Source organism: Succiniclasticum ruminis DSM 9236 (assembly GCF_900112895.1).
GTDB classification, from domain to species: domain Bacteria; phylum Bacillota; class Negativicutes; order Acidaminococcales; family Acidaminococcaceae; genus Succiniclasticum; species Succiniclasticum ruminis.
On sequence record NZ_FONL01000008.1, the window covers coordinates 39,993 to 65,893 of the forward strand.

Consider the following 25,901-nt stretch of genomic DNA (forward strand, 5'->3'; position numbering starts at 1 on the left):
ATCTCTCTAAAAAAGAAAATCCGGGTGTAAAAACACCCGGATTTTTTAGTATTCAGGATTAAGAAAAGATTAACGTCTGTTACGTCGCAAACCCTGCATACTGCGTCATGTACAAATCGTAATATTTCTGCTTTCGTGCCAGCAGTTCGTCGTGGCTACCCTGTTCCACAATACGCCCCTGGTCGAGTACCACAATCAGGTCTGCGTCCCGAATGGTGGAAAGGCGGTGGGCAATGACGATGCTGGTGCGTCCTTTCATGACTTCCAGCATGGCGTCCTGAATGGCCTTTTCCGTACGGGTATCTACGTTGGATGTGGCTTCGTCCAGGATCAGGATGCGGGGATTGGCCACAAAAGCCCGGGCGATTGCCAGCAGCTGTCTCTGGCCCTGGCTGATGTTTTCCCCGGCGCCAGTCAGCAGGGTTTCATAGCCCTGTGGCAGCAGTTCGATCATTTCGTGGCAGCGGCTCATCTCCGCTGCCTTTTTGATTTCTTCTGCCGTAGCTTTTTCGTTGGCGTACTGCAGGTTATGGTGGATGGTATCGGAGAACAGGACCGTGTCCTGCAGCACGATGGCCACATGCTTGCGCAGGCTGTCCCGGGTGATTTCTTCCACGTTCTGGTCGTTGATCCAGATAGCGCCCTTATCAGCATCGTAGTAGCGCATCAGAAGGTTGACTACGGTGGACTTGCCGCTGCCGGTAGAACCCACCAGCGCCACCTTTTTGCCTGCGGGGATGGTGAGACTGAAATCCTTCAGCACCGGTTTGCCCTGCACGTAACCGAATTCCACATCTTCGAAACGGACGGAGACATGCTCCTGATCTTCCCAAATCAGGCCGTACAGATCTTCGCTTGTCTCATCCAGCACCTGGAAGACGCGCTCCGCGCCTGCGATGGCGGACTGCAGCTGACCGTAGATCTGGGCAATTTCATTGATAGGACGGCTGAACTGTTTGGCATACACGATGAAGGCGGAGATAACACCCACGGAAATCATGCCGTGGATGGCAAAGTAGCCGCCGAAAGCAGCGATAATGACAAAACCGATGTTGCCGATGCAGTTCATAACCGGCCCCATGACCCCACTGCAAACTTCGGTGCGGATGCCTGCTTTTGTGAGTCTGTCGGAAACGTCGCAGAATTTTTCCGCGGACTGGTCCTGCCGGTTATAGGCTACGACCGTACGGTAACCGTTGACGATTTCTTCCACAGTGCCGTTCATACTGCCCAGCAGGGTCTGCCGTTCTTTGGAGTATTTACGGACAAAGGAAGATAACAGACGGGTAACGATGACCGTCAGGAAGATGGTGCCGCAGCTTAACAGTGCCAGCTGCCAGCAGTACCACAGCATGATGGCTGCCGTGCCGATGATGGTCAGCACACCGCTGAACAAAGAGGGCAGGGCCTGGGAAACGGTGGTGGAGATGTTTTCCACGTCGTTGGTCATGCGGCTCATTACATCGCCGTGTGAATGGGTGTCTGTGTATTTGACAGGCAGATCAATGACTTTGCCGAACAGTTCCTCCCGGAACTGTTTTACGATGCGCAGGCTAAGATTCGCGCTGCAGACACCCTGGGCAAGCCGCATGAGGCTCACCGCCAGGTAGGTCGCCAGCATGAAGACCAGCGTCGTTCTCAAATCACCGGTACGTTGCCCGGCGATGATATCCACCGCGTTGCTTTGCAGCATGGGAGCATAGATACCCGCAAGGGTGCCGCCCAGTACTGCTGCCAGCATACCGAAAACCAGTTTCTTTTCTTTCACGAAGTAGGAAGCGATGCGCTTTAAGGTCCAGCCTATGTCTTTGGCGTATTCCGTTTCCGCAAAGCGGTTGCCGCGGCGGGGACCGATGCCTTGCTGCGGGGCCTGGGCTTTTACGTCTTTACTCATGCGTGCTCACCCCCTCTCCGGTCCGGGAAGATTGCGTTACAGTATTCTCTTTTTCCTGTGCTGCATTATTGCGTGTTATCTGCGTCAATAGTTCATTTTCGCTTTTGTTTTCATCCGGGGCGATATCGCCGACCTGTGATTGATAAATGTCCTGATAAATAGCGCAGTTCTTTAACAGATCCTTATGCGTTCCTTCCGCAATGACTGTTCCGTTTTCCAGAATTAAAATTCGGTTGGCGCGGCGTACGGAAGCAATCCGTTGCGCCACGATGATTTTTGTGCTGTGGGGGCTTGTTTTTGCCAGGTCGTTGTAAAAGCTGGCTTCTGTTTTCAAATCCAGCGCGCTGGTAGCGTCGTCGAAGATCATAATGGGAGATTCTTTCAGCACGGCCCGGGCAAGGGCAACACGCTGCTTCTGCCCGCCGGAAAGGCTCATGCCCCGTTCGGCCACGACAGTATCATAACCCTGTTCCAGCGGCGCGATAAACTCATGGGCCTGGGCGATACGGGCTGCGTTTTCGATTTTCTCATCTGCAGCGTCCGGGTTACCCCAGGCAATGTTTTCTTTGATTGAAGTACTGAACAGTTCGCTTTTCTGCAGCGCAACAGCGACCTTGTTCCTGAGAGCGCTCACTTTGTAATCCCGCACGTCCATGCCGTCGATGCAGACGCTGCCTTCCGTTACATCATAAAAACGGGGGATGAGATTGATCAGCGTGGTCTTGCCGCTGCCGGTGGAACCCATGATGGCGACGGTCTCACCGGGTTTAATGGTGAGGTTAATATGTTCCAGAACATTTTTGTTGCTGCCGGGATAGGCAAAGGAAACATCTCGGAATTCGATAAGGCCGTTTCCGGCTGTGCTGTCTGCATATTCCCCGTCCTGAATTTCCGGCTTCAGATGCAGTACCGACGCCAGCCGTTTCCAGGAAATGAAACCCCGGGAGATATTCTGGAACAGCATCATCAGCATCATAATGCCCATTAACAGCTGTGTCGTGTAGGTGATAGCCGCCATGATGCTGCCGGGGGAAGCGGTTCCTTCCAAAACATCCCTGGCGCCATACCAGAGGATGGCCGCGATAGTCAGGTTCATCAGCATGTTGACCACTGGGCCCATAAAGGCAAGGGTCAGCAGGACCTTCAGCTGGGTCTTGATCAGATCGCCATTGGCCTTGCCGAAACGGAGTTTTTCGTAGGTTTCCCGCACACAGGCCTTGATGATGCGGATAGCGGAAATGTCTTCCTGCAGCACATCATTCACACCGTCCAGCTTTTCCTGCTGCAGGGCAAATAACGGGTTCACCTTGCGCAGGCAGAACGCCATGGTGCCGATGATGAAAGGCAGGGCGCACAGCACGATAAAGGCAAAATCCGGACTGAGGGTGTACATAAAGTACAGGCTGCCGATGGTCATCAGCACCGTGCGGACCATGCCCCGTACAAACTGGGCGATGAGGCGTTCCACCTGGGTCACGTCGTTGGTGATGCGGGTGATGAGGGAACCGGCGCCAAAGCTTTCAATCTGGGGAAAGGAAAAGGTCATGATCTTCCGGAACGTATCCTTGCGCAGGTCGTTGCCCATGTTCTGGCTGACCATGTTGACGAACACATTGTTCAGGGAACCGAAACAGCAGCCGATGAGTACCATGCCGATCATCCGGACGCCCAGATGCCAGACCAGTTCCATGTTACCCACGCCGTTATTGTTCAGGCCCAGCACACCGTCGTCCACGATGCGGCGCATCAGACCCGGCTGTATTAAATCCATCAGTACCTCGCCGCCCATGAACAGCGCGGCGATAATCGCGAAGTGCGCATAGCGCTTAATGTACTGCCACATGACAATTCCTTTAAGTTACAAATAACCCGGTCGCGAAGAAGTACGTGACCGGGTATAAAATAATATAGAACAGAGTCAGAACCTGAAATCCCGTTCGCCGCCTTCGATGCGTTCCAGATATTTTACCAGGGCGGAACGGACTTTTTCATTAGGGATGGTAGGGATTTCCCTGGCAATCATAGCGTCGCCTTTTTTGCGTGTTTGTTCCGAAGCGTAGTCCACCAAAAACTCTTTCAGTGTCATCAGCGCATTGGGATGGCAACAATTCTGGATCTGCCCCGTCTTGCACAGGCTCATGAAACGGTCGCCGGTACGGCCCGCCCGGTAACAGGCGGTGCAGAAGGAAGGAATAAAGCCCATGTCCATGAGCCAGGCGATGACTTCATCCAGCGTGCGCTGGTCGGATACGTCGAACTGTTCCGTATCGTGGGGACGCTCCGGCTCGTCGTAACCGCCTACGGAAGTCCGGGACGCACCGGAAATCTGGGAAATGCCCAGATGCAATGCCCTGGCGCGGACTTCCTGGCTTTCCCGGGTGGAAATGATCATGCCGGTATAGGGGACGCTGATGCGGATCAGGGCGATGAGCTTGGCAAAAATATCGTCGGAAATGCCGTTGTCAAATACGGAGGGGTCAATGTCGTCCGCCTTTTTGATGCGCGGCACGCTGATGGTGTGGGGACCTACGCCGTGCACTGCTTCCAGATGTTCCGCGTGCATCAGCAGACCTGCAAATTCATAACGGTACAGTTCCAGTCCGAACAATACACCCAGCCCGACGTCGTCGATGCCGCCCTCCATGGCCCGATCCATGGCTTCCGTATGGTAGTTGTAATCATGCTTGGGGCCGAAGGGATGGAGCTTCAGGTAGCTTTCCTTGTGATATGTTTCCTGGAACAGGATGTACGTACCGATGCCGGCTTCCTTCAGTTTGCGGTAATTCTCCACGGTGGTGGCCGCAATATTCACATTGACGCGGCGGATAGCCCCGTTTTTGTGTTTGATGGAATATATCGTTTTGATACATTCCAGAATGTATTCGATGGGGTTATGGAACGGATCTTCACCGGCTTCCAGTGCAAGGCGCTTGTGTCCCATATCCTGCAATGCGATTACCTGCCGTTTTACTTCTTCCTGGTTCAGCTTTTTACGGGGAATGTTCTTGTTGATGCTGTGGTACGGGCAGTATACGCAGCCGTTAATGCAGTAATTGGAAAGGTACAGCGGGGCGAAAAGAACGATGCGGTTGCCGTAAAACGCCTTCTTGATTTCTTCCGCCAGTTTGAACATCTTTTCGTTTAATGCGGGGTCTTCACAGGCCAGCAGGACGGAAGCTTCCCGATGGGTAAGGCCGGTACAGTTCAACTGTCCGTTAATCCAGCGGGGGCGGGCCTTTTCCAAAAGGCTTTCAATCAATTCTTTGTTATCTTTGTTAGCGTCGGCATAGGCCAGCGTATCCAGGATTTCCTGGTGGTCGATAAACTCGTCGGCCAGTAATGACTTGGGATTGTACATGATAGGATTCCTTCTTTCTTGCAGTCGGTAATATTCTATAATTAATATATTTGAAAAACATAACATATGCCTTTTAAACCATATTTAAAAAGCTTATATTACATTTTACTCTTAAAAAACCTGAATGTAAAGGAAACAAGGATTAAATCGGGTTTCCTGATAAATTTGAAAAAAATTTGCGAAAAAACGTAAACTGTGCTACAATATTTCTCGTACAATTTATGAATTGCGCCTGTAGCTCAGTGGATAGAGCACCGGTCTCCGGAACCGGGTGCGGAGGTTCGATTCCTCTCAGGCGCACCAATAAAAAATAGCCTCTGAAGTCAGCAACCACGCTGGTTTCAGAGGTTTTTTAATGCCAGATTTTGACTTTAGTTTGTGAAAGGAAAATCGACTAAAATCGACTTGTTTTTACTACGAATGCTTGTTGAATGCTTGTGATAAGCTTGTGGTTCTAAGCCAGAAAAATACCCGGTTTGGAGTGGTTCCGAACCGGGTTAGTTATTTTTATTTTGCTTGTTTTACTACCTTAATGATTTTTTTGCTTTCTGCAACGGTCTTTTTCTGCGATCTGGAGAACTGTTCAATCAGCTTCGTATTGTACGATGGGATGCTGTGTCCGTACAGATTCAGCGTGGTGCTGGCTTCTGTATGGCCCAGGATGCGAGATGTTTCCAGAATTGGAACTCCTTTAGCCAGCAACGTTGTCGCGAAGGTGTGACGGAAACAATGGATCGTCTTTGTGATACCGGCTTCTGCCTGAATGTGCTGATATACCCTGAAGAGGTTTCCGTAGCTCAGGGCCTTGCCGGTGCTGGTGGCGAATATGTACCCTTTGATATGAAGCACTCCATCTGCCTTCCGGAGCCGGTTTAGTCTGTTGTAGCAGGCATCCGAGAGGATAGGGATAAGACGGTTCCCGGCTGCGGTCTTTGTTTCTGTGATCACGGATGTTCTTCCGGAGTGACCGTTGCTTGCATGAACATGAATTTCGCGCTTGGTGAAGTCCACATCTTCCCATCTCAGCGCCAGAAGCTCACCAGCGCGCATTCCGGTTGTCAGCAGCAGCATGAATAAGGTGTGATAATCGCGCTGCAGCTTGGCACATCTGGGATCATTTTCAATCCGTTTGATGGCCCGGAACAGATTCAGTATTTCTGCGAAAGTGAAGATTTCAATATCTTTCGTTTTTACCTTAACACTTTCCACAGCGGACATGGGATTATATTTTATCATCTTTGAAGCTGCTGCCTTGGCGAAGGCGCTGCCCATGAGCTTATGAATTTTGCTTACGCTGCTGCTGGATAATTCTTCCAGGAGCGCGTTATAAGTGTTTTGGATCATAACCGGCTGAACCTGATCCAGCGGAGTATTCCAGAGCGAGTCGGGAATCTTATCTGCAGATTGTTTCATCCGGATATAGCTTGATTCGCGCAGCTTCGGTTTCTTATAAATCTCTATGAACTGACTGATCCATTCTCCCAGGGTGATGCATTCGACCATGTATCCATCACTGATCTGGCTCCGGGTGTTTTTAATGAACTCATTCATTTCACGCTTGCCTTCCGGAGTATCAGCAAATTTTTTCTGATGCTTCTTACCGGCATTGTCAATGTATTGGTAAATATAACCGCCAAAGCGCTTGTCTTTGAATACGGAACCGTCACCTTTCAGGCCTTTCATCTTTTTACCTTTTTCCATTTTCATTCTCCTTTCTGCTGCGCTTATTCCAGATAGTTATCATAAAATTCAGGGTTTGGAATCGGTATTTTATGAAGTGCAATATCGTTTGCAACGAAGGTTGCCCAGAAATAGGTTGTTCGAATTCCGGTACGATATTCTTCACTTAACGGTTTGTGGTAAAGAAGAAATTCGTTGCGTTCTTTTTCAAGCTGCTCTAACCGCGGTTTAACTATGATATGGGCCACAAATCCCTGGAAGCAGCGCTTTTCATTTTCCTTGTTCTTAGCAAATCTGTCGCTGTTAAATTTAGCTCTTTCGGTTTCTTTGTTTGCTTCGGTGACAGCGCTGATAATTTCATCATAAGGAACAAAAAGTTCAGAAAGATCGGGCCATTCTTCATAATATTTTAAAACTTCTTCTTTTTCCTCTTTCGTGATTCTCTTACCGGTTCTTTTGTTCGTCTTGCGGAAAAGGAAGGGTTTGCCGATACAAACCATTTGTTGCTCCGGTATGTCGGTAACATAAAAGCCATTTGCTTTTAAAGTGTAAATTGCTTTTTCAATTTTCGACGTTCTCTTCCTGCCGAGGAGAGAGTCGATTGTCACATCCAGGATGTCTGCTATTAGCATCAGGTTTTCCGGTGGGGGCCAGACTCCTTTGTTTTCATAACCCACATAAGTGGTTAATTTGATTTTGTCCGAGAACAGCATCTGGAATTCTTTCGCGGAACGATAGCCTGCTTCCCGACGAGCTTTTTTCAGATTGTTTGAAAATACTTTTTTCATATCGACGGCATTTTCCATGGTGTTCACTCCTTTAAAATGACTTGGTTGCCAGAGGTAAAATATTTATTTTTTATAGTTTACCAAATTTTGGTATATAAGTCAACAAAAAATTTAACCATATCTTTACTTATTTACGTTGTTTGTATAAACTTTAATTAGCGAAAGACAGTACGTCAGGCGCGGATTCTTATAAAAGGTGGTGAGAAAATGTTCGATAAGCAATTCCTGCGGAACGCGATGGTAGCAGAATGTTTGTCAATGAAGGCGCTGGCTGAGAAGTCAAACGTAACGCTGACTACAATATGCCTGATCTTAAGCGGAAAGAGGAATCCGTCATTGGCAACGGTAGGAAAGTTGGCAAAAGCTTTGAACCGGAACCCAGCAGATTTTTTCAAAGAGTAAGAAGAGAGGAGAGAGTATCATATGATTTTAAACGCAAGGGAATTTTGCGAAAAAACAAATTTTCCGCTGAAGTACATCCGGAGACTCTGCCGGCAGAACCTGATCCCGAATTGGAACACCGGCTCACAGTATCTTCTGGATGAAGAAGAGGCCATGAAGGTGCTGGCAGCGCTGCGTGATACCAGGATAAAAATGCCGGTGAAGTCATCCAGAGCTGGCAGCGCGGTTGTTCCGGGGGTGAAACACTATGATTACCGGAAGCAAAAATAAAAAGCAGCACCCAGATGGCCGTCTGAGCGCTGCAGGAGAGAAAATGCAGATTCTGGCGAAGTGCATATTCCTCACTCATATTATATTCAGAAGTTGGGTGTAAGTCTATGAGTAATATTAAATATTTATATCCGGATGCAGTTAGCATCCTAAAAAGTTACGGAAAAATAGAAAAACGTGGCGAGCAGCTGGTTGGCTACTGTCCGGTATGCGGTGATGATCATCATCTTTTTATAAAACAAGGTGATGATGTAGACGTTGTAGCCTACTGTCAAAAGTGTAATGCCAAAGGGAAGGATATCTTTGCTGCCTGGGCCAGAGACGGTCATAAGCCTGCGCTGGTTTTTACATCTGACGATCCCATAAGGGAATGGTCGCCTGGCGCAGTATGGTACCCATATAAAACCGAGTCAGGTGACATTGGCTTCTATAAAAAACGCATGGAATACTATGACAATTATCCGGATGGTACGCGGAAACGCGGAAAGATGACTCCGTATTATCATGCTGATAAGCTAAAGAAGGGCCAGCCGAAAACGTGTAAAGATACGTTGCACATTTATAATCTGTACGAAGCTGCACAAGCCGAGCCAGGAATGCTTTATATCGTAGAAGGTGAAAAGTGCGCGGATGCCCTGATGAAGAACGGAGTGCTGGCTATAACCACAAAGGCTGGAGCTAAAGTCGGAGCCGATACGGTGAAGCTGACCGCGAGAGAGCAGGAACTTGTAAACCGTCATACCAGGATAATTATCATACCGGACAATGATGAACCTGGCTGGTATTATGCGGAAGCATGGAGCAAATATGTTCCGAAGCTCCAGGTGATAGACGTGAAGCGCTTAAAACCGGAAGCACCGGCAAAGTACGATATTGCCGATTGGATCGCGGACGGTGGCAACGTTGCTGAACTGATGCAGATGGAACCGGTTCCTTATGAGTCAAAGGCAAATCCGTATGCAGAAGAGTGGAATAAGGTGTATTCCTTCGATAATCCCATTGATCTGGAAGGCGGTGAGTCATCCGGTAAAGAGGTGGCCCTGACGGTTTCGCTGCCGACTCCGGAGATGGAAGAGGAGCTGGATCCGGGCGAGTGGCAGCGAGAGGACTTCCGGAACCGTGAAAAACTCAATGCGCTTTTTGATCACATTTACCTAAATAAAGATTCTTTCCTTCTGGAAGTTTTCAAAGACCGCGCCAGAGAGCTGAAGGTTGTCGGAATGGCTAAGCTTTGGACAGAATACGAGAAGGCCAGAGATAAACAGATCAATGCTTCCGAAATAGCAAAGAAGAAAAGCAAGTTGATTCCTTTGGTAGAAGCAGGAAGCCTCAGAACCGGTGCATATACTATAAGCGCAAAAGGAATCATTAAAGAAGTTGAAAAAAAGGAAGAAATTATTATCATTGATGTTATTTCGGTTCCGGTGCTGCCGGTGTCGATACTGACCAACGTTGAAACCGGTACCGTAAGAACGCGGTTATGGTGGAAACATGAAAACAGACCAGCGCATGAGGAGATCGTTGAGAACCGGATTCTGGCAGATAGAAGTAAAATTCTGATGCTGGCGAGCAGAGGCCTTCCGGTTGACAGCACAAATGCCTTGGATGTGGTGGAATATTTGTCGGTGATCGCTGCAAAGAACGATGATCTCATTCCGCATGATGAATCAGTCTCATCTCTGGGCTGGCATAACAACAACAAATTTTCTCCATATGATCCGGAACTTATTATCGACAACATAACCGAAAACAATACCGTATTTCAGAGCATTAAAAGCAAAGGAACCCTGGAAGAGTGGGTGACCTTCATGGCTCCGCATATGGCAGACAAACGTTTTCACATTGTCATGGCTGCCAGCTTCGGAAGCGTAATCCTTCGGCTCGTGGGTGCGCTGCCATTCATTCTTCATTTCTGGGGAAAGACCGGAACCGGCAAAACGGTCGGCTTGATGGCAGCAGCATCCGTCTGGGGAAACCCAGCGCCAGGCGCTTATCTCCGCAGCATGGATGCCACAACGAATGCGATAATGAGGATAGCAGGCTTCCTGCGTAATCTTCCGGTTATAGCTGATGAGATGCAGACGGTACGCGACAAAGAAGGCAATTATGATAAATTCATTATGCGAGTTTCGGAAGGTGTGGAACGGAGCCGTCTCAATTCTGACAGCAGCCTGAGGCCGTTGCAGGAGTGGAACTGTATCTTTATTTGTTCCGGAGAGGAACCGATTGTCAGCATCCGATCCGGAGCCGGTGCTGTGAACCGTGTTATCGAAGTGGAGCTGGATGCAGCGGAACCGTTGTTTCCCGGAAGCCTGGGAAACGAAGTCGCGAATTTCTGCCGGGATCACTACGGTGCTGCCGGGCCAGAATTGGTAAACCACATTAAGGCGCTGGAACCCGATACGATCCGGGCCATGTATAACGAACACTGTAAAACACTGACAGCAGAGAAACTCAGCGCTAAGCAGGCGCTGTCTGCTGCAGCAATACTGACCGCGAGCCAGGTTATCAGCACATTGATTTTCTGCGACAAGGTGGAACCGCTGCATCCGGGTGATATTATCCCATACCTGAAAACGGAGCTGACGGTTGATCCAGCGGAACGCGCGTATACCGCGCTGATGAACAGATTCGCTGCCAATCGGAACCGGTTCATGTCAAAGACGGAAACCCAGGATGCGGAATACCATCATGAGCCGATAGGCGAAATCTGGGGAAAATTCATTGATGAAAAATATGGGCAGAGCAGCATATATGCGGTAAACAAAGGAATCCTGGAACGTGAGCTGCAGGACATCGGATTCCAATTTAACGCGGTAAAGAAGGCCTGGGCCGATAAAGGATATCTGCAGAAAAACAGCCAGGGCCTATATTTTCACCAGCGTAATGAGCATGGAACGCGTGTGGAGTATGTTTATATGGTTAATATGCCAGAGTAAAAACATAGGTAGCTTAGATTCGTTTTAAAAATATGGGTAAGCTGAAATCCACAGCAGGCGCGGATTTGAGACGTTTTTACATAGAAACATATATTTACCAAGATACCCTATGTATGGAGAAGTTGTTATTCAGAATCAGGCATAATGACGGATGGTAATACACATGATTTATATATATGGGATTATCGCGGTAAATAAACTATGTTTCTAAGTTTTTTAAGAAAAAGGAGAGATGAAATTATGAGTATTCAGTTGAGCAGCAACGTAATGAAAGTAACTGATCTGATGGATCAGCGCAGAGAGATTGATGAAAGAATCAAGGAAACTATGCAGGAAGCCTTGTATGAGGCGCTGCAAAAAATGCAGAGTGCCCTGGAAGCAGCCGGTTTTGATACGGACGACATCAATGTGGACGTTACTCCCGACGGCCTGATGTTCCGGATGAACGGTATTGCAAACAGAAGGCTGTTGAGAATCTTTTGTAATCGCGGTGCTGGGCCTTCCGGGGAGCTGGTTGTAGAGTGGTGTAGAAAACATTACAGCCAAGTCGATCCGCATGACTTTATTCGCAGGAACAAGTTCTATTTTAAAGTTATAGATTGGGAGAAGCTGCTGCTGGAAGAGACCAGGAGCAGCGATATCCCGGTTGAAGGTGAATGTCCGGAGCTGAACGGTAAATTCGACTATACCGGTGAATGGGACACATTCGCGCTGGACGGAAAACGGTACCGCATAGAAGTAGGCCAGCAATTTGTTCTGAACGGTTCCTGGAGACAATGGGCCGGTGGGCAATTCGTTAATTAGTGAACTACGGAAGGAGATAAGGTCATGTTAAGAGATATTAAAGAAATGATGGATCAGCGCAAAAGAACCGAAAACAATTTTAAAAGAGGCATCCGCGTATATGTGTCGGAGATAATCGAAGAAATTATGGATGTGTTTGATAATAACGAAATTAATCCGGTTGGCAACGAACCTGAAGTTGAAGTGATGGCCTTTAGCGAAGGGATTTTCATTCAGATGAACACTAAGGAAGGCCGGGAACTGATGAAGATTTACTCTGAAGGCCACTCCATCAAAGATTACTGTGAAGCTATACTGAAATAGAATCTGGAAACAAAAAATCACCCAGGCAGATCATTGTCTGGGTGAATCTTTTTTTTTGTAACGGTAACCAGGCAGCCGCGCCCAAAGTTAAGAAAAATTACATACAGTTGTCGGGGCCGGTATCATGAACCATACCGGGGTGTTTTTCAGGAGTGGGGTGGGGGGTGGAACTGCCATTTTTGGAGGAATTTTCGACATTTTTGTACAGTCTCCTGCAGACCATTCTATCCCGCATCCCGCCTGCGTTTAAAGACTCTTTTTGAGAGCTAAATAGGTGAAATGCTAATATATATTATATATAAGAGTACGGTTCCGCATCTTTTAACTACTCTCTCATGCAGTCGATGACCTGCAGCGGAACCTTCGGTCCGGGCCGTAGTTGCTATTTGTCATCTGAATAAAAGAAGGTGACGGAACCCAGCTCGGCCTGATCATCATATTTGGAAAGCTCGTTTATAATTCTTTCAAATAATAGATTTTCGATATGATCCTCGATAACGTCGTCCGGGAACATATGCAGATATTTGTCTCTGGGCAAATCAATATACAGCGCTAAATCGTATTCGTGCTTATGGCGATCGTCATCCAGGTGGCCTTCAAAGGTGAATGAAGGGTATTTGCTTTGTGCGAATGCGATCCTTCCGGTAAAGGGTGAATATTCCTTCATACTCACAGCATCTATACTTTCAAAATCAATCACGGTCTCCACAACGTCAATGTCATAATATGCGAACAGTTCTCCGGGAGTAACTGACAGATAACCGCAGAGCTTATTCAGTACATCAAAGCTGATACCCTTACCATTACCGTAATATAAGCTGGTAAGCGTAGGACGCGTGACTCCGGTCTCATTGATAACATCGACGATCTTTAATTTTTTCCTTCCCAGAATCTCCGAAAGCTTATTAATTATCATAGTATCACCCATGATAAATATAAAGCAAACAGCTATTTTTGTAAAGAGTAATTGACATTACGCAAAGCAAAGTATAAAATAGTTTGTATAGAACATAAAGACCGCTTTATGTGATGAAAAGACAACATTATGAAAGGAGTGATGCGGAACAATGCTGATTGATTACAATAAGCTGCAGACGGAGTGCGCCAGACGGTGTTACAGTATGACCGAGGTATTGAAGCAGGCGCACATATCGACAGTAACGTTGCAGCGGATCAAGATCGGGAAACCGGTCAGGATCAAGACGGCTGGCAAGTTGGCCCAGGCTGTGGGTGTTGATGTTGTAAAATTGATTAAGGAGTGAATTGAAAGGGAGAGCATCATGACTAAAAATTATGTGGACATGACGATGGAAGAAATAGAGCAGAGGCTGGCAAGTGATCCTGCGGAGAGAGAGAACGTAAAACAGTGCCTGGAGCTGCTGCATATCTTTGAGGAACTGTCTCCAGACGGTAAGGAAGAGGTAATTAAATTTACTGAAACCTTAGAAGGTGGCAAGAAAATGGCTGAGGCCTTGCGCCTGATCGCAGCCAGACATCCGGTTCCCGGAGCAAAGGCGGTGACAGCATGAAACCAGACAGCACCTTTGTATGGAACGCAAACAGCATAATGCGGAAGATAGGCGAACAGAAGCTTGATTATTTTTTCGACAATGATGTTATGACCGTAAGGGAAACGTTCCTGAACATTCCCGAACCGTATTGCCAGCCTTATAAAGTGGCTGTTCATTTTGCGAATGACTTGCTGTTCTCTATGTACGAGCTTGGAAGGATGCATGGAATTCGGCAGGAGAGAGAGTCCAGAAAGAGAAAAGCGAAGAAGTAACAATAAGGCTGCCGGTTCCGCGCTGGCAGCTTTATTCATTTATCACGGCAGAAAAGGTTCACCATTCCGGTGGGCCTTGTTTTTATTTTCCTTCCCGGCAACGTTGAACCTGATCCGGATGAGCGCCAGAATAGGGGGGGGGACTGTTTAGGAATTTTGGAGGTACCCGGGCCGAAACCGAAGGGGGCCTATCCTTTAAAAAAAGAGTCGGATTTTTATCATTTTCTGATAATTTTAACTTTTTACTAAAATTATAGTGAGTTTTCTTCGGTTTTTCTATATTTTTTCTGGTTTTTTTATAGTGCTTTTTAATATGAAATCCCATAACAATGGGGTTTTTGTTATTTTTATTAGCTGGTCAAAAATTGAGTTAAGAAAAAACGCAAAGGCTACCCTCGATTTTGACCGGGGGTGTTCGGAAATTCCTAAACAGGGGTATGGGGGTATTTTTCATTTTTACGCGGTAACCGCTGCAGAAACCGCTCATTCGCTGGATCTTGGAGAGCTTCCCGAAAAACCGACCGCGTAAAATGACCGTAGAACGCGGTTTGAATGCCCACGCGAGTAATTTGTCGCGCTAATAATTAGGATGCGCCAGCGAAGGCGCTGGAGCCGTCTCTGCGGATAATAACAAAAGCGCCCGGTGGAACTGAGTCCAGATCAGGCGCTGCAGGTTGGGTAACACTGTTATTATGTGTGATTGTAGGAGAGAGCGCCCTGCAGCAGCTAAAGGAGTGAAAGCCGTTGCAGGACGGTAAGAAGGAGAGAGCATCAAAAGCATGGAAGGTGCCTCTAATTAATTATATTCCATGCGGTGCAATATGTCAATTATATACGAAATATAGTATATACTATATTGTACATCATAAGCATATAGTGTATAATATATATCAAAGGGAAAATGTACGGAAGAAGGTGAAGGAATGCTTGCCAAGGTAATTGCCACAACGGTGCTGCTGACCGCGGTTATTTGCGTTATCCGGTGGAAGCGTGACCAGGAACGGAGACGGCTGCAGGAAGAGGAGCTGGAAGCTTTTCTGAGCCTGGGAGATGGTGCATATAGTTGGCAGAACATAGGGAAACATCAGGCAGCAGCTTCATCTGACTCGGTTCCGGTGATACATACGCAGATAGATGGCAGCGCCCAGGCACCCGATCGGGAGAACCTGGCACCGGGTGAAACGTGGAGCAGACGGTACCGGTTCAGATAAACGGATCAGGCAGAGAAGAGGAGACGTGAAGCATCATGCCATTTGTTAAAGAACGGAATAGGAAGCTGACTTACAAGGTTGGCAATATGCAAAAGTTTAAAGAGGATATGTATAAAACCCGGCAGAAATATTCTGGCCCGAACCCAGCCAGGGAGCGCCAGAAGCATAAGACCGGAAGAAAGAAGTGAGAGAGGAGTGAGAGCATTAGCAGCAGGCAGGAAGTCTGTTATTATCTGTGTAAGGCGATCCAGGCAACGGATGAAGGGAAGCAGATCGCATCCATTACATCCGGGAGTCAGTACGTTTTCATTACTTACACAAGCGGACATATCAAACCGATACGGATAAAAGGTGGTAATGAGATTACCATGATTAAAGAAGTGCTGAGCAAGATCTGAAGGAGTAAAGTTGTATGGCACCTAACAAAGAAAAGATTATTATGGGAATGCTGAGGAACAAAGACCAATATTGGGCCGTGAAGCATAGCGCGGATAAGTTTCTGCTGAATTCCGCGATAGAGAACAGAACCGGTATCAAAGCTTGCCAATTTATGACAAAAACGCTGCAGGCAACGAAATCCGGGAAGAACATCCGAATGATAAAATTAGCTTCGGACGATAACGGAAAGAAATGCATCAAGGTTATGCTGAAGAACGGAAAGACCGATTGTATTAGTATTCCGGATACGGAAGTAAAGACGATCACGGACAGCATAATTAATTATTGGGTGAACAGAAAGGAAGAGTGAAATGTACGAATATAAATCAAGCTATACCAAAGAAGATTGGGATAAGCTGCAAACCAAAGAACAGCTCTATTCCGTATTGGATGCCGATTATACAAACAAAAGAATGAGACCGTATATTGAAGGCGCTCTGGGCGGTGATCCTGAGATGAAGCAATTCTATTCCGATGAAGAATTCCGGGAAATGGCTGCTAAAATCAGGGAAGCTGCCGAACCGCTGCTGCCGTTGCTGAATGATGTTCTGAAGCATCTTCCCGAAAAAGATGGAAACGGCTTTAGCTATTATCCGGATAGAGCAGAAGCTTTCATTAGGAGATATATCAATCCTAATTCACCGGACAGAATGGTTATTTATGCTGCTGTACTGATGCTGGCATTGAAATCTAATTTCATTGAACGGCTGGCTGCCGGTTTCGGTCTCGCTAAAGAAAGAGCAGGCAAGCGCGCATTCCAGCGTTACCTGGCATTCAAAAAAGAGGATGACCGGAAGCGCAAAGAGTTTGAAAAGACGGAAGCCTTCCGGGTGCAGAGCATGGAGCTGCAGCTTGGCCTGCGCGATCACATTGATTATCCGGAATAATAAGACGATACCTGGACATTAATTTAATCCTTAGCAGGCGCAGCGCGGATGCAGCGCATTGTTACGATGGCAGAAAGAGTGATATGTTTTTCTGCCATTTTTTACTATCGGCTTTATGACGGATGAAGGCGAATGGTGGAACTAAGTTATAAACAGAAGCTCACAAAGGTAAAGTATTGGTTGACGGCTGCAGAGTATTGTCAGCGGAAAATCGATGCTTATATTAACGAAACGCAGGAGCTGCGTTCTCTGGCAGAAAAATGTACGGCAAGCTATTCTCATGCCCATGTCTCCGGTGGGCCGTATGACCGGATGGGCAGCGCTGCGATCCGGATGGTTGAATATGAGTAGAAGATTCAGAAAGAGATAAAGGAGCTGCTTGATAGGAAAGAGCGCATCCAGGCTGTGATCACAAATTGTCTGGAAGATTACAATCAGCGGATCGTCATGGAATACAGATATGTGCATCTGTATAAATGGGAAGAGGTTGCCGAAAAAACTCATTATTCGTGGGCCGGTGTGTTTAAGGTTCATGACAAAGCGCTGAAGCGCCTGGTGGAACAGTATCCCTTTGAACCGGAACAGAAAAGAGAGGAGAATCAGGATGCCAATATACAGACGTTGTAACACTTGCCATCAGCTTTATACCGGGAAGAAATGCCCGGAGTGCAGCAGGAAGCGCGATGCAAAGTATAGGAAGAGGCTGAAGGAGCAGGAGAGCCACAAACAGAACTATCATCTGTATTTATGGCAGAAGTGCAGACGGAACGTCATGCTGCGGTATATGAACTACGATATCTGGCTCCTGGGTGTAGGCCAGACGTACGTCATGAGCAACGAGGAAGTCATCGTTCACCATATCGCGGAAAGAGACGATATGCCCGACTATTTCTGGAATATTGATAACCTGATCACAGTATGCCGGGAGAGTCATAACGAAATTCATGCCTTATATGACGGCTCCAGAGAGGAGAAGCTTCAGGCGCTGGATCGGATCGCTGCCGGCATCCGGTATTTCAATGAGAACATCAGCGAAAATACCATGCTGGGCAACGATATGAGCATCCTGGATGAGTACCGCGATATGGTGCGGAGCGGTTCTGCAGAAATCTGCAAAAACGGTTATAGATAATAAATGAAAACCAAAGTCTTAAGATCACCGGAAACAGAAGAGGTTATTAAAGCTTTGTCTGTTTATGTGGAAGCCGGTAAAGAGTTTGATAGGCTGCTGGAGTTAAAAAAAGAAAAGCTTTCCAGGGCTATTTATCAAAGTCCATCTTTTGACGGTCCAGGCGGTGTGAACCGGAACGGACTACGGTCAGATAAAATGGCAAATGCTATGGTCAGCATTGAACGGATAGATAGAAAACTGTGTAAAATAGCAGGCAGCTTTCAAACACTTATTAACGAAGTCCAGAGCATTATTGATAACCTTAAACCTGATTATAACCAGATGATTGTTATGGAGTGGCGCTATATCAACGGAGAACCCTGGGAAACAATATCAGAAAAAACCGGTTTCTCTATGAGCCATTGTTTTCTGCTTCATAACAAAGCTATCATTACATTATGCGAAAAAGGAATTAAGAAAGGAGACGGATGCAAAGATGATTGACGGAATCAATGCAGAAAAGAAAACAGCGCGGATGAATGTGCTGGTAAGGCAAAGCGTAAAAGACAATGCCAGCAAAATCGCGTATATGCAGCGCGAGACATTGAACGCGGTAACCGATAAGCTGCTGGAAAAATACGTTGCGGATCATCGGGATGCCCTGGTGAAATATCACGAGGTATTCGGGGAAGCTTAATGCTTGTGAAAATAGGTAATGCTTGTTATATGCTTGTTGAGACTTTTGAAAATGTGTCAACCGTGCGGTTTGCAGGCATTTATTAAGAGGTCTCCGGAACCGGGTGCGGACGTTCGATTCGTCTCAGGCGCACCAGAGATAATTACCCTGCAAATTGATTTGCAGGGCTTTTTTTACTTATAAAACTGTGATACACTTGTTTTGTATTATCAGCTTACAGTAAAATTATTATGTAGGATTATGTGTATATTGCTGTTGTTTTTACGTGAATATCTTCTTTAATAAATTGCTACACAGGAGTTATCTGCTTTGAAACTATTTAAACAGTTTACCATCATCATATTTCTCTCGTTCCTTGGTGAAGTTCTGCATACGCTGATTCCGTTTCCGATACCTGCGAGTATTTACGGAATAATGCTCCTGTTCTTTTTGCTGGAGCGGAACGTGCTGCGGATTGATGACGTCAGGGAAGTGTCGGATTTTCTGATTTTCATTATGCCATTGCTGTTTATTCCTTCGGCCGTAGGTCTGATCGATGTCTTGGACGAATTGCGCGCGTCCCTGACAGCCTATGTCATCATTATTATTTCGGTCACGCTGATCGTCATGGTTGTAACGGGGCGGATTACGCAATGGTTTTTACGAAATCAAAATGAAAAGGAAACATGAATCATGAACACATTTTGGGAAGTGTCAACTTTTTTCGGCGTATTCATCACGCTGTTCTTTTATAGCATTGGCACGTTTCTGAAGCAGAAAGTGAAACATCCGCTGGTAAATCCCATGCTGCTTGCTATTATCTTTACCATTTTATTTCTGCACATTTTCGGGATAAATTACCAAACCTATAACAACAGCGCAAAATACATCAGTTACCTGATGACGCCGGCTACCATCTGCCTGGCGGTGCCCTTGTACCGGCAGCTGGATACGCTGAAGAAGAATTTTAAGGCTGTCATGTTCGGTATCTCGTCCAGCGTCATTGTCACCATGGTTTCGGTGCTGGCTTTTTCCCGCTTTTTCGGACTGAGCCACGCTTCCTACGTGACCATGCTGCCTAAATCAATTACCACACCCATCGGAATTGGCGTAGCCGAAGAACTGGGAGGATATGTTGCGATTACGGTAGCTTCCATTGTTATCTCCGGTATCCTTGGCAATATGTTTGCGGAATCTGTCTGCAAGATGTTCGGCATCTATGAACCTGTCGCCAAAGGTGTCGCAATCGGTTGCTCCAGTCACGCCATGGGGACGGTAAAGGCGCTGGAAATGGGTGAAGTGGAGGGAGCAATGAGCTCGCTGTCCATTGCGCTGGCAGGGATTTTGACGGTCGTCGCAGCCTCGGTATTTGCAACACTGCTGTAAGAAAACTCAGGCCGTTTAATACTTGTGTTTTGAAAAAAAGAGAATCACTTCTTAATGTTTTTTGAATACATGCTATAATATTTAAGAAACAATAGATTGACTCATCTGAGTAGTTTTGCATGAGAAAGGGGAAGCGTTATGCGATACTATTTTCCAAGCTGCATTTTTACAAAACTGCGCCCGGAAACTTCTGAAAAGGTAAAAAACTTTATGGTTTCGAAAGGGGTGCGCGTAGTCGGTTGCTGCCGCCCGGGGCATAAAGCGTTGTCGGGCTGGAACGATACCGTAATTACCGTTTGTGAAACCTGCAGCATCATTATCGGGGAGAACCGTCCGGCCGCAAATGTAATCAGCCTGTATGAGTTCATCGACAGTCTGCCGGATTTTTCGTTCCCGGATTATAAAGGAGAACGCATCACACTGCAGGACTGTTACCGGGCCAAAGCAAGAGAAACGGAGAAAGCGGCGGTACGCAGCGTACTCCGCAAAATGAATGTGGAAATCGTGGAGCTTCCCGGCACAGAAGAAGAGATCAACTTTGACGGCAGTTTTTTGCTCGGGCCCATACGGGCCGACAATTTTACGCTGGCGCCACAGCATTTTGCGGAAATCAAAAAGGACATGCAGCCGAAATCTCCGGAAGAAATCGACGCATACCTTAGGGGTTATTGTCAGCGATTTACAACAGACAGGGTGGCCTGTTACTGTAACTCCTGCCTTTCTGGACTGGTGAAGGGTCTGCCGGAAGGAAAGCAGGCGGTGCATGTGGCGGAGTTGTTGTTTATGTAGAATCAAAAGAAAATAGAACAAAAGAACAGGCATCGCAAAAACGCAATCGTTTCCTATGTTTTGCTTATGCCTGTTCTTTTTTTATTAGCATTATTTCTCGAAAACAGTTAACATCCCGATTTAACCTCGCCCATGCATCCATTCAGTTTTGCGTTCCAGATTCTTTCGAACAGGTAAGCGGCGCCGCGCATGCCGCAGAGAGGCAAATCCGTGGCAATGATTTCGTGGTACGAAGGCAATACGATATTGCAATTAACAAAAGGCTTTTTTAAACGTACGAGACGGCTCGTTTCCAGGGAAGAACCGATTACAAGACCGCCCGTCCAGTTTTCAAAAGTTTCTTTCATGGCCGCATCGTCTTTGCCCGCTATGCAGATTTTAGTGGCAGCTTTGGGACGCAGAGGTGTTTCCTGGGTGAAATGGATTACCAGGTTTCCTGTGTCCGCCCATTCGCCCCGTACCGCTTCCGCGATGCCTGCCGCTTCCGAAGGCGGCGCGGCGATGAGGATGTTATCAAACCACAGAGGTCCCCACAGGGACTGCATGTTGCTGCTGCGGAACTGCAACCGCGCGTTGACGGTTTCCGCTTCTTGCCGTATTGCTTCCGTATTTTTGGCGGGCAGTGCGGTATTTATTATATCCAGCCAGCGTAACGTTCCGGCAATCCCATAAGGCATGCCAACGGAAAGGAAAGGCATGCCGAATTCTGCTTGCAGTTCTTTGGCTGCTTTCAGTGCCAGCTCGTCACGCAAAACCAAATTCAAATCCGCCTGGGGCAGTTCCATGATTTCGTCCCAGGCCGAACCGCCGCCGGGAATGGCGTTGATATGATAGCCCGCCGTTTCCAGAATGCGGCGGATTTCTTTTATGTCTTCTTCGCCCCGGAAGTACGTGGGGGAAAGGCCTAATAAGTTCACGGAAGGTGAGGCTAAATTACTTTTGGCTTTTGCGTTCTTCTTCACTTCCTTAATCACCCGCAGCAGCGCAATCTCATATCCTTCCGCAAAATCACCGGCGATGCCGCCGCAGTCTGCGGCGTAAACGGGGCAGGGGAGTTCTGCTCTGTCTGCGATGCCCGCGATGTCGTCGCCAACCAGACTGACGCTGCAGTTATTGAGGATGAAGATACGTTCCGGCGTAAAGTTTGCTTTTACAAATTCCAGACCGGCCAGCAGGTCTTTTTCCGTTCCGTAGACCAGCGCATTGCCTTCCGGCTGGGTGCAATGGAAACGCCGCAGGGCGGAGGCATCGTAATCCTCTACATATTTCATGGCGTAAAAATAACACCAGAGAGGTCCGTTGATCAGCATAAAACTGCGGGGGATGGCATCGAAGAATGCAGAGGCGCCAGTGAGGGCGCAGGTGGACATATGATGGCAGGAGGTTTTGAAGTCGTTGTCACGCATACGCAATCCCTCCTTTGTTTCCGTACAGGCACAGTAACCGGTAAATGGTACGCATCACAATTAACTCGCCGTCGGTTCCGGCCAGGGGAACCATGGGAATAAAGAACTGTTTTACCGGATTGCCGGGCAGTTCGTCTGTGGTCAGCAGGACGTCTGCCTGCTCCAGGCAGTCTTTATAATCGCCGTTGGAGATTATTGGAATATCCGGAAACTGAGACACTTTTTTCCAGTCTTCCACAGCGGAAATGACCGCATCCTTTTCATCGGCCATTAGTTTGTCGTACAGGATTACCGCCGAAAGCGTCATATTCATACGCTGGATGGTGTTCAGTGTTTCTGCCGGGTTGTACCAGCGGGGACCGCGGCCGATGCCCAGCACCGCTATTTTGTTTTGGGTCACGGGCAAAATGGATTTTACATACTCCTTCAGCCGTTCTTCTTCCTGCCGGATCACGGCTTCGCCTTTTGCTTTATCTTTCACAAATTCCGCGATCTTACGCAGCCATGTGCAGGTGTTCTGCCAGCCTACGGGGTACACGTCCCGGATGGAAGGGGTGTCAAACCGTTCTGTCCATGCAGTGGCTGTTTTTTCCAGACCGCCCTGTGTCTGTCCCGCGTAATTCAGTGGGATAAGCAGGGAAGCAGTGGACAGTTCGTTCCACTCCCCAAAGGGAACGTAGCCTGGAAACTGCCATTTCACTTCCAGATCAAAACAGGCAAGCAGCCGTTTTACTTCCCGGGCATACTGGCCGCAGGGTCCCATCTGGTCGCCGAACAACAGGACATGGCCGGGGATTTTCGGCTGCGGTTGGATGAAGCGTTCCATAATCAGCCGCACTGTCTGGAAATAACCGTCGGAGTATTCACCGCCCAGAAACCCGCCGTAGGGTACGCAGAGGACAGGGATGTGATATTCTGCTTCCGCATCTTCGGCTTCCTGTTCCACGTCGTCCCCGATGACGCCCGCTACGCAGGACGTGGCAATGATCAGACATTTGGGCTGCCAGGTTTTCATTACATGGGCGATGCAGCCCCGCAGTTTTTCCGAGCCGCCGAAGATGGTATCCTTTTCCTGCAGATTGGAAGAGATGAGAGGTACGGCGTCCAGGTTTTCGTTTTGGTGATCGCCGATAATACGGTATTGGGCTCCCAGATCCATCAGCGTTGCCACATGGGCGCAGCCCAACGGACTGTGGAAAATGACCGCGCAGCCGTCGCAGAAGCTGACTGCACGCCATACGCCGGGCATGGTGCAGCTGCAGGATCGGTTTTTGGTAAAAAGCCATTTTGTTGCTAATTTGTTATTATGTTTAACAGTATGATTGTTTGCCTGCATGATTTCCATTGTCTTTAGCCTTTGATTATCGTTTGTTCTGGAAGCAGAACGTTTTTTGTTGCAAAACGCCTGCCGGATGGCAGGCGTTAACTGTTTGTTATTTTTTCTTTGATTTTTTTTCTTTTTTAGCGGCTTTTTCTTCCGCTTTTTTTGCCTTGGCTTCTTCTTTGGCTGCTGCTTCAGCGGCTTTGGCGGCAGCCTTTTCGGCTTCCTTTTTCGCTTTTTCTTCCGCTTTGGCGGCTTTGGCCATTTCTTTTTCTGCTTTCTTTTTTGCTTTGGCTTCTTCTTTAGCGGCCGCTTCGGCAGCTTTTGCTTCCGCCGCTGCTTTTTCTTTGGCAATCTTACGGAGCTCCGTTACCGGCACGCCGCCGATACCCCAGTTATCCATATCAACTTCATCGATGGTTACAACCAGGGTTTTGGTGTTTTTGTGCAGCACATCGGCCAGCAGTTTGGTGGCGCCTTCAATCAGCTGGCGTTTCTGTTCCGGAGTGACGTTACCTTCTCTTGTAATTTTGATGTTTACATAAGGCATAATAAAAATCTCCTCTCGAAATTGAAATGACATATGGAATCTGCGAAAAAACAGTTGGTTTTTACTGCTATATATTTTATAATAAAACGAAAAGAAATGCTACTAAATTTTTAAGGAAGGTGCAACATGTCTGGCGGTTTGGGTAAAATGTTAATCCAGCTTGGGCTTGTTTTAATCATTGCGGGCTTGGTCATTCACTTTGGCAGCAAGATATTTCCTTTTGGCAACCTGCCGGGAGATATTCACATGGAAGGAAAGCATGGCAGTTTCTATTTTCCCTGGGTAAGCTGTATCGTCATCAGCATTGTGTTAAGCCTGCTGGCGCATCTGTTCCGCTGATGGTTCAATGTTAGAAAATGAAAGGATCAGGGTTATGTTTGGTTCTATATTTGGGAAAAAGAAAGATACGTTTGCAAGCCCGTTTACGGGAAAGCTTTGTGCCATAACGGAAACACCGGATGAAGCTTTCGCTGAAAAGATGAACGGAGATGGCTTTATGGTTCAGCCTGCTGACGGAGATGTGTTCGCGCCAGCTGACAGCACGGTGAATTTTGTTTTTGAAACGAAGCACGCTATGGGACTCAACGCAAAAGACGGAAAGGAGTACATGCTGCATATCGGCATTGATACGGTAAATCTGAAAGGCAACGGCTTCACCGTATTTGTGGAAGACGGGCAGGAAGTGAAGAAGGGCGATAAGCTGATGACGTTTGATACTGCCTATGTGAAAGCCAATGCCCCTTCGGATGTGTGCCTCTGTGTGTTTACCGATCTGCCGGAGGGCAAAGAGGTGGTACTGTTGAAAGCGGGAAATGTAAAAGCGCTGGAAGATGCGGTGGAAATTAAATGAAACGATACAAAGCAATTATTTTTGATTTGGATGGCACGCTGCTTGATACGCTGACAGATCTGGCGGAGGGAACGAATTACGCGCTGCACGTCAACGGTTTTCCGGAGCGGACCCTGGATGAGATTCGCCGGTTTGTGGGCAACGGCGCGCGCAAGCTGATCGAACGGGCTGTGCCGGACGGACAGATTGAAGCTGCGCTGGAGAAGGTCCGACAGGATTTTAACGTTTACTATAAAATCCATTGTAAAGACCATACTGGTCCGTATCCCGGTATCATGGAGATGTTACAGGAACTGGTACAACAGGGTTATTCTCTGGGCGTGGTTTCCAACAAACCGGATTTTGCGGTGCAGGATCTGATTCCCGAATACTTTCCGGATATCTTTTCTTCGATATCCGGGGAACGTCAGGGCGTTGCCAAAAAGCCTGCGCCGGACCTGATCCTGGAAGCGATGAAAAATCTGCAGGCTGACAGTTCAAATGCGGTTTATGTTGGCGATTCGGAAGTGGACATGGAAGCGGCGGCCAATGCGGGCATTCCCTGTATCAGCGTGGTCTGGGGCTTTAAGGGAAAGAAATTTTTAGAAGAACAGCAGGCGGAAATGATTATAGAGAAGCCTTCAGAAATACAGAAGTATTTATAAAAGTTTTTTTATACTCTGCACATATAATAAAAAGTGTGGTAAAATAATCACTATGGCGGCAGGCCATACAGGAAACGGAGTCATTTTGTTTCCTGCATTATATATTTGCCGGAGAGCAAAGGAGAGGGGCAGAACAATGCGTATTGTTGTTACTGTAGTAGGTCAGGACAAGGTTGGCATTATTGCCAAAGTTACCAATATACTCGCCAATAATCAGGTCAACGTCCTGAATATCAACCAGAATATTATGGACGGATTCTTCAACATGGTTCTGATTGCGGATATGACGGATTCCAAAATGAGCATTAAGACACTGAAAGAACATCTGGACAGACTGTCGAAAGAAATCGGTCTGGAGATTCGCGTGCAGAGTGAAGACATCTTCACGGCCATGCACCAGATTTAAGCGGA

At 47.4% G+C, this 25,901-nt stretch carries 32 protein-coding genes, 1 tRNA gene and 1 pseudogene; 25 read left to right on the forward strand and 9 right to left on the reverse strand.

What is annotated here, in order from left to right; genetic code table 11:
• Positions 1–79 precede the first annotated feature (79 nt).
• From BM159_RS06880 to hydG, 3 genes are all read right to left on the reverse strand, one after another.
• A complete protein-coding gene (locus BM159_RS06880) occupies positions 80–1,894 on the reverse strand; it encodes an ABC transporter ATP-binding protein (protein ID WP_093913515.1) in 1,815 nt (604 codons plus the stop codon).
• Entirely contained in the window at positions 1,887–3,737 is a 1,851-nt protein-coding gene (locus BM159_RS06885) for an ABC transporter ATP-binding protein (protein WP_093913516.1), read from the reverse strand. The genes BM159_RS06880 and BM159_RS06885 overlap by 8 nt, the downstream gene beginning before the upstream one ends.
• A gap of 75 nt (positions 3,738–3,812) precedes the next feature.
• Positions 3,813–5,252, reverse strand: coding sequence for a [FeFe] hydrogenase H-cluster radical SAM maturase HydG (gene hydG / locus BM159_RS06890; protein ID WP_177205948.1), 1,440 nt, complete (start codon positions 5,250–5,252; stop codon positions 3,813–3,815).
• 228 nt (positions 5,253–5,480) lie between these two features.
• On the opposite strand from hydG, the gene BM159_RS06895 reads away from it, so the two are divergent.
• Positions 5,481–5,555: transfer RNA gene (locus tag BM159_RS06895), tRNA-Arg, on the forward strand.
• 204 nt (positions 5,556–5,759) lie between these two features.
• On the opposite strand, the gene BM159_RS06900 is transcribed toward BM159_RS06895, so the two are convergent.
• Together BM159_RS06900 and BM159_RS06905 are read right to left on the reverse strand one after the other, a co-directional pair.
• Positions 5,760–6,953 (reverse strand): tyrosine-type recombinase/integrase, encoded by a 1,194-nt coding sequence (locus tag BM159_RS06900; protein WP_177205949.1) that lies wholly within the window; start codon positions 6,951–6,953, stop codon positions 5,760–5,762.
• Positions 6,954–6,976: 23 nt separating this feature from the next.
• Positions 6,977–7,738 (reverse strand): helix-turn-helix domain-containing protein, encoded by a 762-nt coding sequence (locus BM159_RS06905; protein WP_093913518.1) that lies wholly within the window; start codon positions 7,736–7,738, stop codon positions 6,977–6,979.
• Between the two features lie 189 nt (positions 7,739–7,927).
• Between BM159_RS06905 and BM159_RS06910 the strand changes: the two genes are divergently transcribed.
• The 5 genes from BM159_RS06910 (at position 7,928) to BM159_RS06930 (ending at position 12,438) form a co-directional block, all read left to right on the forward strand.
• Positions 7,928–8,122 (forward strand): helix-turn-helix domain-containing protein, encoded by a 195-nt coding sequence (locus BM159_RS06910; RefSeq protein ID WP_093913519.1) that lies wholly within the window; start codon positions 7,928–7,930, stop codon positions 8,120–8,122.
• 21 nt (positions 8,123–8,143) lie between these two features.
• Positions 8,144–8,392, forward strand: coding sequence for a hypothetical protein (locus BM159_RS06915; protein WP_093913520.1), 249 nt, complete (start codon positions 8,144–8,146; stop codon positions 8,390–8,392).
• Between the two features lie 107 nt (positions 8,393–8,499).
• Positions 8,500–11,331, forward strand: coding sequence for a DUF927 domain-containing protein (locus tag BM159_RS06920; RefSeq protein ID WP_093913521.1), 2,832 nt, complete (start codon positions 8,500–8,502; stop codon positions 11,329–11,331).
• A gap of 240 nt (positions 11,332–11,571) precedes the next feature.
• Positions 11,572–12,135, forward strand: a complete 564-nt coding sequence (locus tag BM159_RS06925) for a hypothetical protein (protein ID WP_093913522.1) — start codon at positions 11,572–11,574, stop codon at positions 12,133–12,135.
• Positions 12,136–12,159: 24 nt separating this feature from the next.
• On the forward strand, positions 12,160–12,438 hold the full coding sequence (locus tag BM159_RS06930) for a hypothetical protein (protein WP_093913523.1): 279 nt from the start codon (positions 12,160–12,162) through the stop codon (positions 12,436–12,438).
• A 382-nt stretch (positions 12,439–12,820) separates the two neighbouring features.
• Here BM159_RS06930 and BM159_RS06935 read toward each other — a convergent pair whose 3' ends face one another.
• A complete protein-coding gene (locus tag BM159_RS06935) occupies positions 12,821–13,354 on the reverse strand; it encodes a helix-turn-helix domain-containing protein (protein ID WP_093913524.1) in 534 nt (177 codons plus the stop codon).
• A gap of 151 nt (positions 13,355–13,505) precedes the next feature.
• Here BM159_RS06935 and BM159_RS06940 point away from each other — a divergent pair, with 151 nt between their 5' ends.
• The 15 genes from BM159_RS06940 to BM159_RS07010 all read left to right on the forward strand — a co-directional run bounded on the left by BM159_RS06940 (position 13,506) and on the right by BM159_RS07010 (position 20,719).
• Complete coding sequence (locus BM159_RS06940; protein ID WP_093913525.1) at positions 13,506–13,700, forward strand: hypothetical protein; 195 nt, start codon at positions 13,506–13,508, stop codon at positions 13,698–13,700.
• Between the two features lie 18 nt (positions 13,701–13,718).
• Positions 13,719–13,967, forward strand: a complete 249-nt coding sequence (locus tag BM159_RS06945; protein WP_093913526.1) for a hypothetical protein — start codon at positions 13,719–13,721, stop codon at positions 13,965–13,967.
• Positions 13,964–14,221: a hypothetical protein gene (locus BM159_RS06950; protein WP_093913527.1), complete on the forward strand. Its 258-nt coding sequence runs from the start codon at positions 13,964–13,966 to the stop codon at positions 14,219–14,221. The genes BM159_RS06945 and BM159_RS06950 overlap by 4 nt, the downstream gene beginning before the upstream one ends.
• A 923-nt stretch (positions 14,222–15,144) precedes the next feature.
• Positions 15,145–15,432 (forward strand): hypothetical protein, encoded by a 288-nt coding sequence (locus tag BM159_RS06960; protein ID WP_093913529.1) that lies wholly within the window; start codon positions 15,145–15,147, stop codon positions 15,430–15,432.
• Positions 15,433–15,467: 35 nt separating this feature from the next.
• Positions 15,468–15,620 (forward strand): hypothetical protein, encoded by a 153-nt coding sequence (locus BM159_RS11965; protein WP_177205950.1) that lies wholly within the window; start codon positions 15,468–15,470, stop codon positions 15,618–15,620.
• Positions 15,621–15,844: 224 nt separating this feature from the next.
• The gene (locus BM159_RS06965) at positions 15,845–16,180 is read left to right on the forward strand and encodes a hypothetical protein (RefSeq protein WP_093913530.1); all 336 of its coding nucleotides are present in this window, start codon (positions 15,845–15,847) and stop codon (positions 16,178–16,180) included.
• Between the two features lies 1 nt (position 16,181).
• A complete protein-coding gene (locus BM159_RS06970) occupies positions 16,182–16,757 on the forward strand; it encodes a hypothetical protein (protein ID WP_093913531.1) in 576 nt (191 codons plus the stop codon).
• A gap of 132 nt (positions 16,758–16,889) precedes the next feature.
• Positions 16,890–17,108, forward strand: coding sequence for a hypothetical protein (locus tag BM159_RS06975; protein ID WP_093913532.1), 219 nt, complete (start codon positions 16,890–16,892; stop codon positions 17,106–17,108).
• A gap of 54 nt (positions 17,109–17,162) precedes the next feature.
• Positions 17,163–17,384: a hypothetical protein gene (locus tag BM159_RS06980; RefSeq protein ID WP_093913533.1), complete on the forward strand. Its 222-nt coding sequence runs from the start codon at positions 17,163–17,165 to the stop codon at positions 17,382–17,384.
• Positions 17,362–17,889: a hypothetical protein gene (locus tag BM159_RS06985; RefSeq protein WP_177205951.1), complete on the forward strand. Its 528-nt coding sequence runs from the start codon at positions 17,362–17,364 to the stop codon at positions 17,887–17,889. The genes BM159_RS06980 and BM159_RS06985 overlap by 23 nt, the downstream gene beginning before the upstream one ends.
• Before the next feature lie 3 nt (positions 17,890–17,892).
• Positions 17,893–18,372, forward strand: a complete 480-nt coding sequence (locus BM159_RS06990) for a hypothetical protein (RefSeq protein ID WP_093913534.1) — start codon at positions 17,893–17,895, stop codon at positions 18,370–18,372.
• Positions 18,365–18,565, forward strand: coding sequence for a hypothetical protein (locus tag BM159_RS06995; protein ID WP_093913535.1), 201 nt, complete (start codon positions 18,365–18,367; stop codon positions 18,563–18,565). The genes BM159_RS06990 and BM159_RS06995 overlap by 8 nt, the downstream gene beginning before the upstream one ends.
• Before the next feature lie 309 nt (positions 18,566–18,874).
• Positions 18,875–19,234: a CidA/LrgA family protein gene (locus BM159_RS07000; RefSeq protein ID WP_093913536.1), complete on the forward strand. Its 360-nt coding sequence runs from the start codon at positions 18,875–18,877 to the stop codon at positions 19,232–19,234.
• A 3-nt stretch (positions 19,235–19,237) separates the two neighbouring features.
• Positions 19,238–19,930, forward strand: coding sequence for an LrgB family protein (locus BM159_RS07005; protein ID WP_093913537.1), 693 nt, complete (start codon positions 19,238–19,240; stop codon positions 19,928–19,930).
• 138 nt (positions 19,931–20,068) lie between these two features.
• Positions 20,069–20,719: a hypothetical protein gene (locus BM159_RS07010; protein ID WP_093913538.1), complete on the forward strand. Its 651-nt coding sequence runs from the start codon at positions 20,069–20,071 to the stop codon at positions 20,717–20,719.
• 107 nt (positions 20,720–20,826) lie between these two features.
• On the opposite strand, the gene BM159_RS07015 is transcribed toward BM159_RS07010, so the two are convergent.
• The 3 genes and pseudogenes from BM159_RS07015 to BM159_RS12235 form a co-directional block, all read right to left on the reverse strand.
• A complete protein-coding gene (locus BM159_RS07015) occupies positions 20,827–22,125 on the reverse strand; it encodes a nitrogenase component 1 (protein ID WP_218149538.1) in 1,299 nt (432 codons plus the stop codon).
• Positions 22,118–23,470, reverse strand: coding sequence for a nitrogenase component 1 (locus BM159_RS07020; protein WP_218149540.1), 1,353 nt, complete (start codon positions 23,468–23,470; stop codon positions 22,118–22,120). Before BM159_RS07020 ends, BM159_RS07015 begins: the two co-directional genes overlap by 8 nt.
• Before the next feature lie 322 nt (positions 23,471–23,792).
• Positions 23,793–23,996: pseudogene (locus tag BM159_RS12235) on the reverse strand (tautomerase family protein); the annotation flags it as partial.
• 126 nt (positions 23,997–24,122) lie between these two features.
• On the opposite strand from BM159_RS12235, the gene BM159_RS07035 reads away from it, so the two are divergent.
• The 4 genes from BM159_RS07035 (at position 24,123) to BM159_RS07050 (ending at position 25,896) form a co-directional block, all read left to right on the forward strand.
• Complete coding sequence (locus BM159_RS07035; protein ID WP_245763670.1) at positions 24,123–24,335, forward strand: DUF2905 domain-containing protein; 213 nt, start codon at positions 24,123–24,125, stop codon at positions 24,333–24,335.
• 34 nt (positions 24,336–24,369) lie between these two features.
• A complete protein-coding gene (locus BM159_RS07040) occupies positions 24,370–24,846 on the forward strand; it encodes a PTS sugar transporter subunit IIA (RefSeq protein WP_218149542.1) in 477 nt (158 codons plus the stop codon).
• Positions 24,843–25,490 (forward strand): HAD family hydrolase, encoded by a 648-nt coding sequence (locus tag BM159_RS07045; protein WP_093913540.1) that lies wholly within the window; start codon positions 24,843–24,845, stop codon positions 25,488–25,490. Before BM159_RS07040 ends, BM159_RS07045 begins: the two co-directional genes overlap by 4 nt.
• Before the next feature lie 136 nt (positions 25,491–25,626).
• A complete protein-coding gene (locus tag BM159_RS07050) occupies positions 25,627–25,896 on the forward strand; it encodes an ACT domain-containing protein (protein WP_093913541.1) in 270 nt (89 codons plus the stop codon).
• The last annotated feature ends 5 nt before the right edge of the window (positions 25,897–25,901 follow it).

Excerpts from the sequence above, each read along its gene's own strand:
- BM159_RS06880 (WP_093913515.1), bottom strand. The coding sequence starts at position 1,894 with ATGAGTAAAGACGTAAAAGCCCAGGCCCCGCAGCAAGGCATCGGTCCC.
- BM159_RS06990 (WP_093913534.1), top strand. The coding sequence starts at position 17,893 with ATGAAAACCAAAGTCTTAAGATCACCGGAAACAGAAGAGGTTATTAAA.
- BM159_RS07010 (WP_093913538.1), top strand. The coding sequence starts at position 20,069 with ATGCGATACTATTTTCCAAGCTGCATTTTTACAAAACTGCGCCCGGAA.
- BM159_RS07020 (WP_218149540.1), bottom strand. The coding sequence starts at position 23,470 with ATGGAAATCATGCAGGCAAACAATCATACTGTTAAACATAATAACAAA.
- BM159_RS06905 (WP_093913518.1), bottom strand. The coding sequence starts at position 7,738 with ATGGAAAATGCCGTCGATATGAAAAAAGTATTTTCAAACAATCTGAAA.
- BM159_RS07015 (WP_218149538.1), bottom strand. The coding sequence starts at position 22,125 with ATGCGTGACAACGACTTCAAAACCTCCTGCCATCATATGTCCACCTGC.
- BM159_RS07045 (WP_093913540.1), top strand. The coding sequence starts at position 24,843 with ATGAAACGATACAAAGCAATTATTTTTGATTTGGATGGCACGCTGCTT.
- BM159_RS06900 (WP_177205949.1), bottom strand. The coding sequence starts at position 6,953 with ATGGAAAAAGGTAAAAAGATGAAAGGCCTGAAAGGTGACGGTTCCGTA.
- BM159_RS07005 (WP_093913537.1), top strand. The coding sequence starts at position 19,238 with ATGAACACATTTTGGGAAGTGTCAACTTTTTTCGGCGTATTCATCACG.
- BM159_RS06945 (WP_093913526.1), top strand. The coding sequence starts at position 13,719 with ATGACTAAAAATTATGTGGACATGACGATGGAAGAAATAGAGCAGAGG.
- BM159_RS06910 (WP_093913519.1), top strand. The coding sequence starts at position 7,928 with ATGTTCGATAAGCAATTCCTGCGGAACGCGATGGTAGCAGAATGTTTG.
- BM159_RS06950 (WP_093913527.1), top strand. The coding sequence starts at position 13,964 with ATGAAACCAGACAGCACCTTTGTATGGAACGCAAACAGCATAATGCGG.
- BM159_RS11965 (WP_177205950.1), top strand. The coding sequence starts at position 15,468 with ATGCCATTTGTTAAAGAACGGAATAGGAAGCTGACTTACAAGGTTGGC.
- BM159_RS06960 (WP_093913529.1), top strand. The coding sequence starts at position 15,145 with ATGCTTGCCAAGGTAATTGCCACAACGGTGCTGCTGACCGCGGTTATT.
- BM159_RS07050 (WP_093913541.1), top strand. The coding sequence starts at position 25,627 with ATGCGTATTGTTGTTACTGTAGTAGGTCAGGACAAGGTTGGCATTATT.
- BM159_RS06935 (WP_093913524.1), bottom strand. The coding sequence starts at position 13,354 with ATGATAATTAATAAGCTTTCGGAGATTCTGGGAAGGAAAAAATTAAAG.
- BM159_RS06915 (WP_093913520.1), top strand. The coding sequence starts at position 8,144 with ATGATTTTAAACGCAAGGGAATTTTGCGAAAAAACAAATTTTCCGCTG.
- BM159_RS06995 (WP_093913535.1), top strand. The coding sequence starts at position 18,365 with ATGATTGACGGAATCAATGCAGAAAAGAAAACAGCGCGGATGAATGTG.
- BM159_RS07040 (WP_218149542.1), top strand. The coding sequence starts at position 24,370 with ATGTTTGGTTCTATATTTGGGAAAAAGAAAGATACGTTTGCAAGCCCG.
- BM159_RS06940 (WP_093913525.1), top strand. The coding sequence starts at position 13,506 with ATGCTGATTGATTACAATAAGCTGCAGACGGAGTGCGCCAGACGGTGT.
- BM159_RS06925 (WP_093913522.1), top strand. The coding sequence starts at position 11,572 with ATGAGTATTCAGTTGAGCAGCAACGTAATGAAAGTAACTGATCTGATG.
- BM159_RS06970 (WP_093913531.1), top strand. The coding sequence starts at position 16,182 with ATGTACGAATATAAATCAAGCTATACCAAAGAAGATTGGGATAAGCTG.
- BM159_RS06965 (WP_093913530.1), top strand. The coding sequence starts at position 15,845 with ATGGCACCTAACAAAGAAAAGATTATTATGGGAATGCTGAGGAACAAA.
- BM159_RS06885 (WP_093913516.1), bottom strand. The coding sequence starts at position 3,737 with ATGTGGCAGTACATTAAGCGCTATGCGCACTTCGCGATTATCGCCGCG.
- BM159_RS06985 (WP_177205951.1), top strand. The coding sequence starts at position 17,362 with ATGCCAATATACAGACGTTGTAACACTTGCCATCAGCTTTATACCGGG.
- BM159_RS06920 (WP_093913521.1), top strand. The coding sequence starts at position 8,500 with ATGAGTAATATTAAATATTTATATCCGGATGCAGTTAGCATCCTAAAA.
- BM159_RS06930 (WP_093913523.1), top strand. The coding sequence starts at position 12,160 with ATGTTAAGAGATATTAAAGAAATGATGGATCAGCGCAAAAGAACCGAA.
- BM159_RS06975 (WP_093913532.1), top strand. The coding sequence starts at position 16,890 with ATGGTGGAACTAAGTTATAAACAGAAGCTCACAAAGGTAAAGTATTGG.
- hydG (WP_177205948.1), bottom strand. The coding sequence starts at position 5,252 with ATGTACAATCCCAAGTCATTACTGGCCGACGAGTTTATCGACCACCAG.
- BM159_RS07035 (WP_245763670.1), top strand. The coding sequence starts at position 24,123 with ATGTCTGGCGGTTTGGGTAAAATGTTAATCCAGCTTGGGCTTGTTTTA.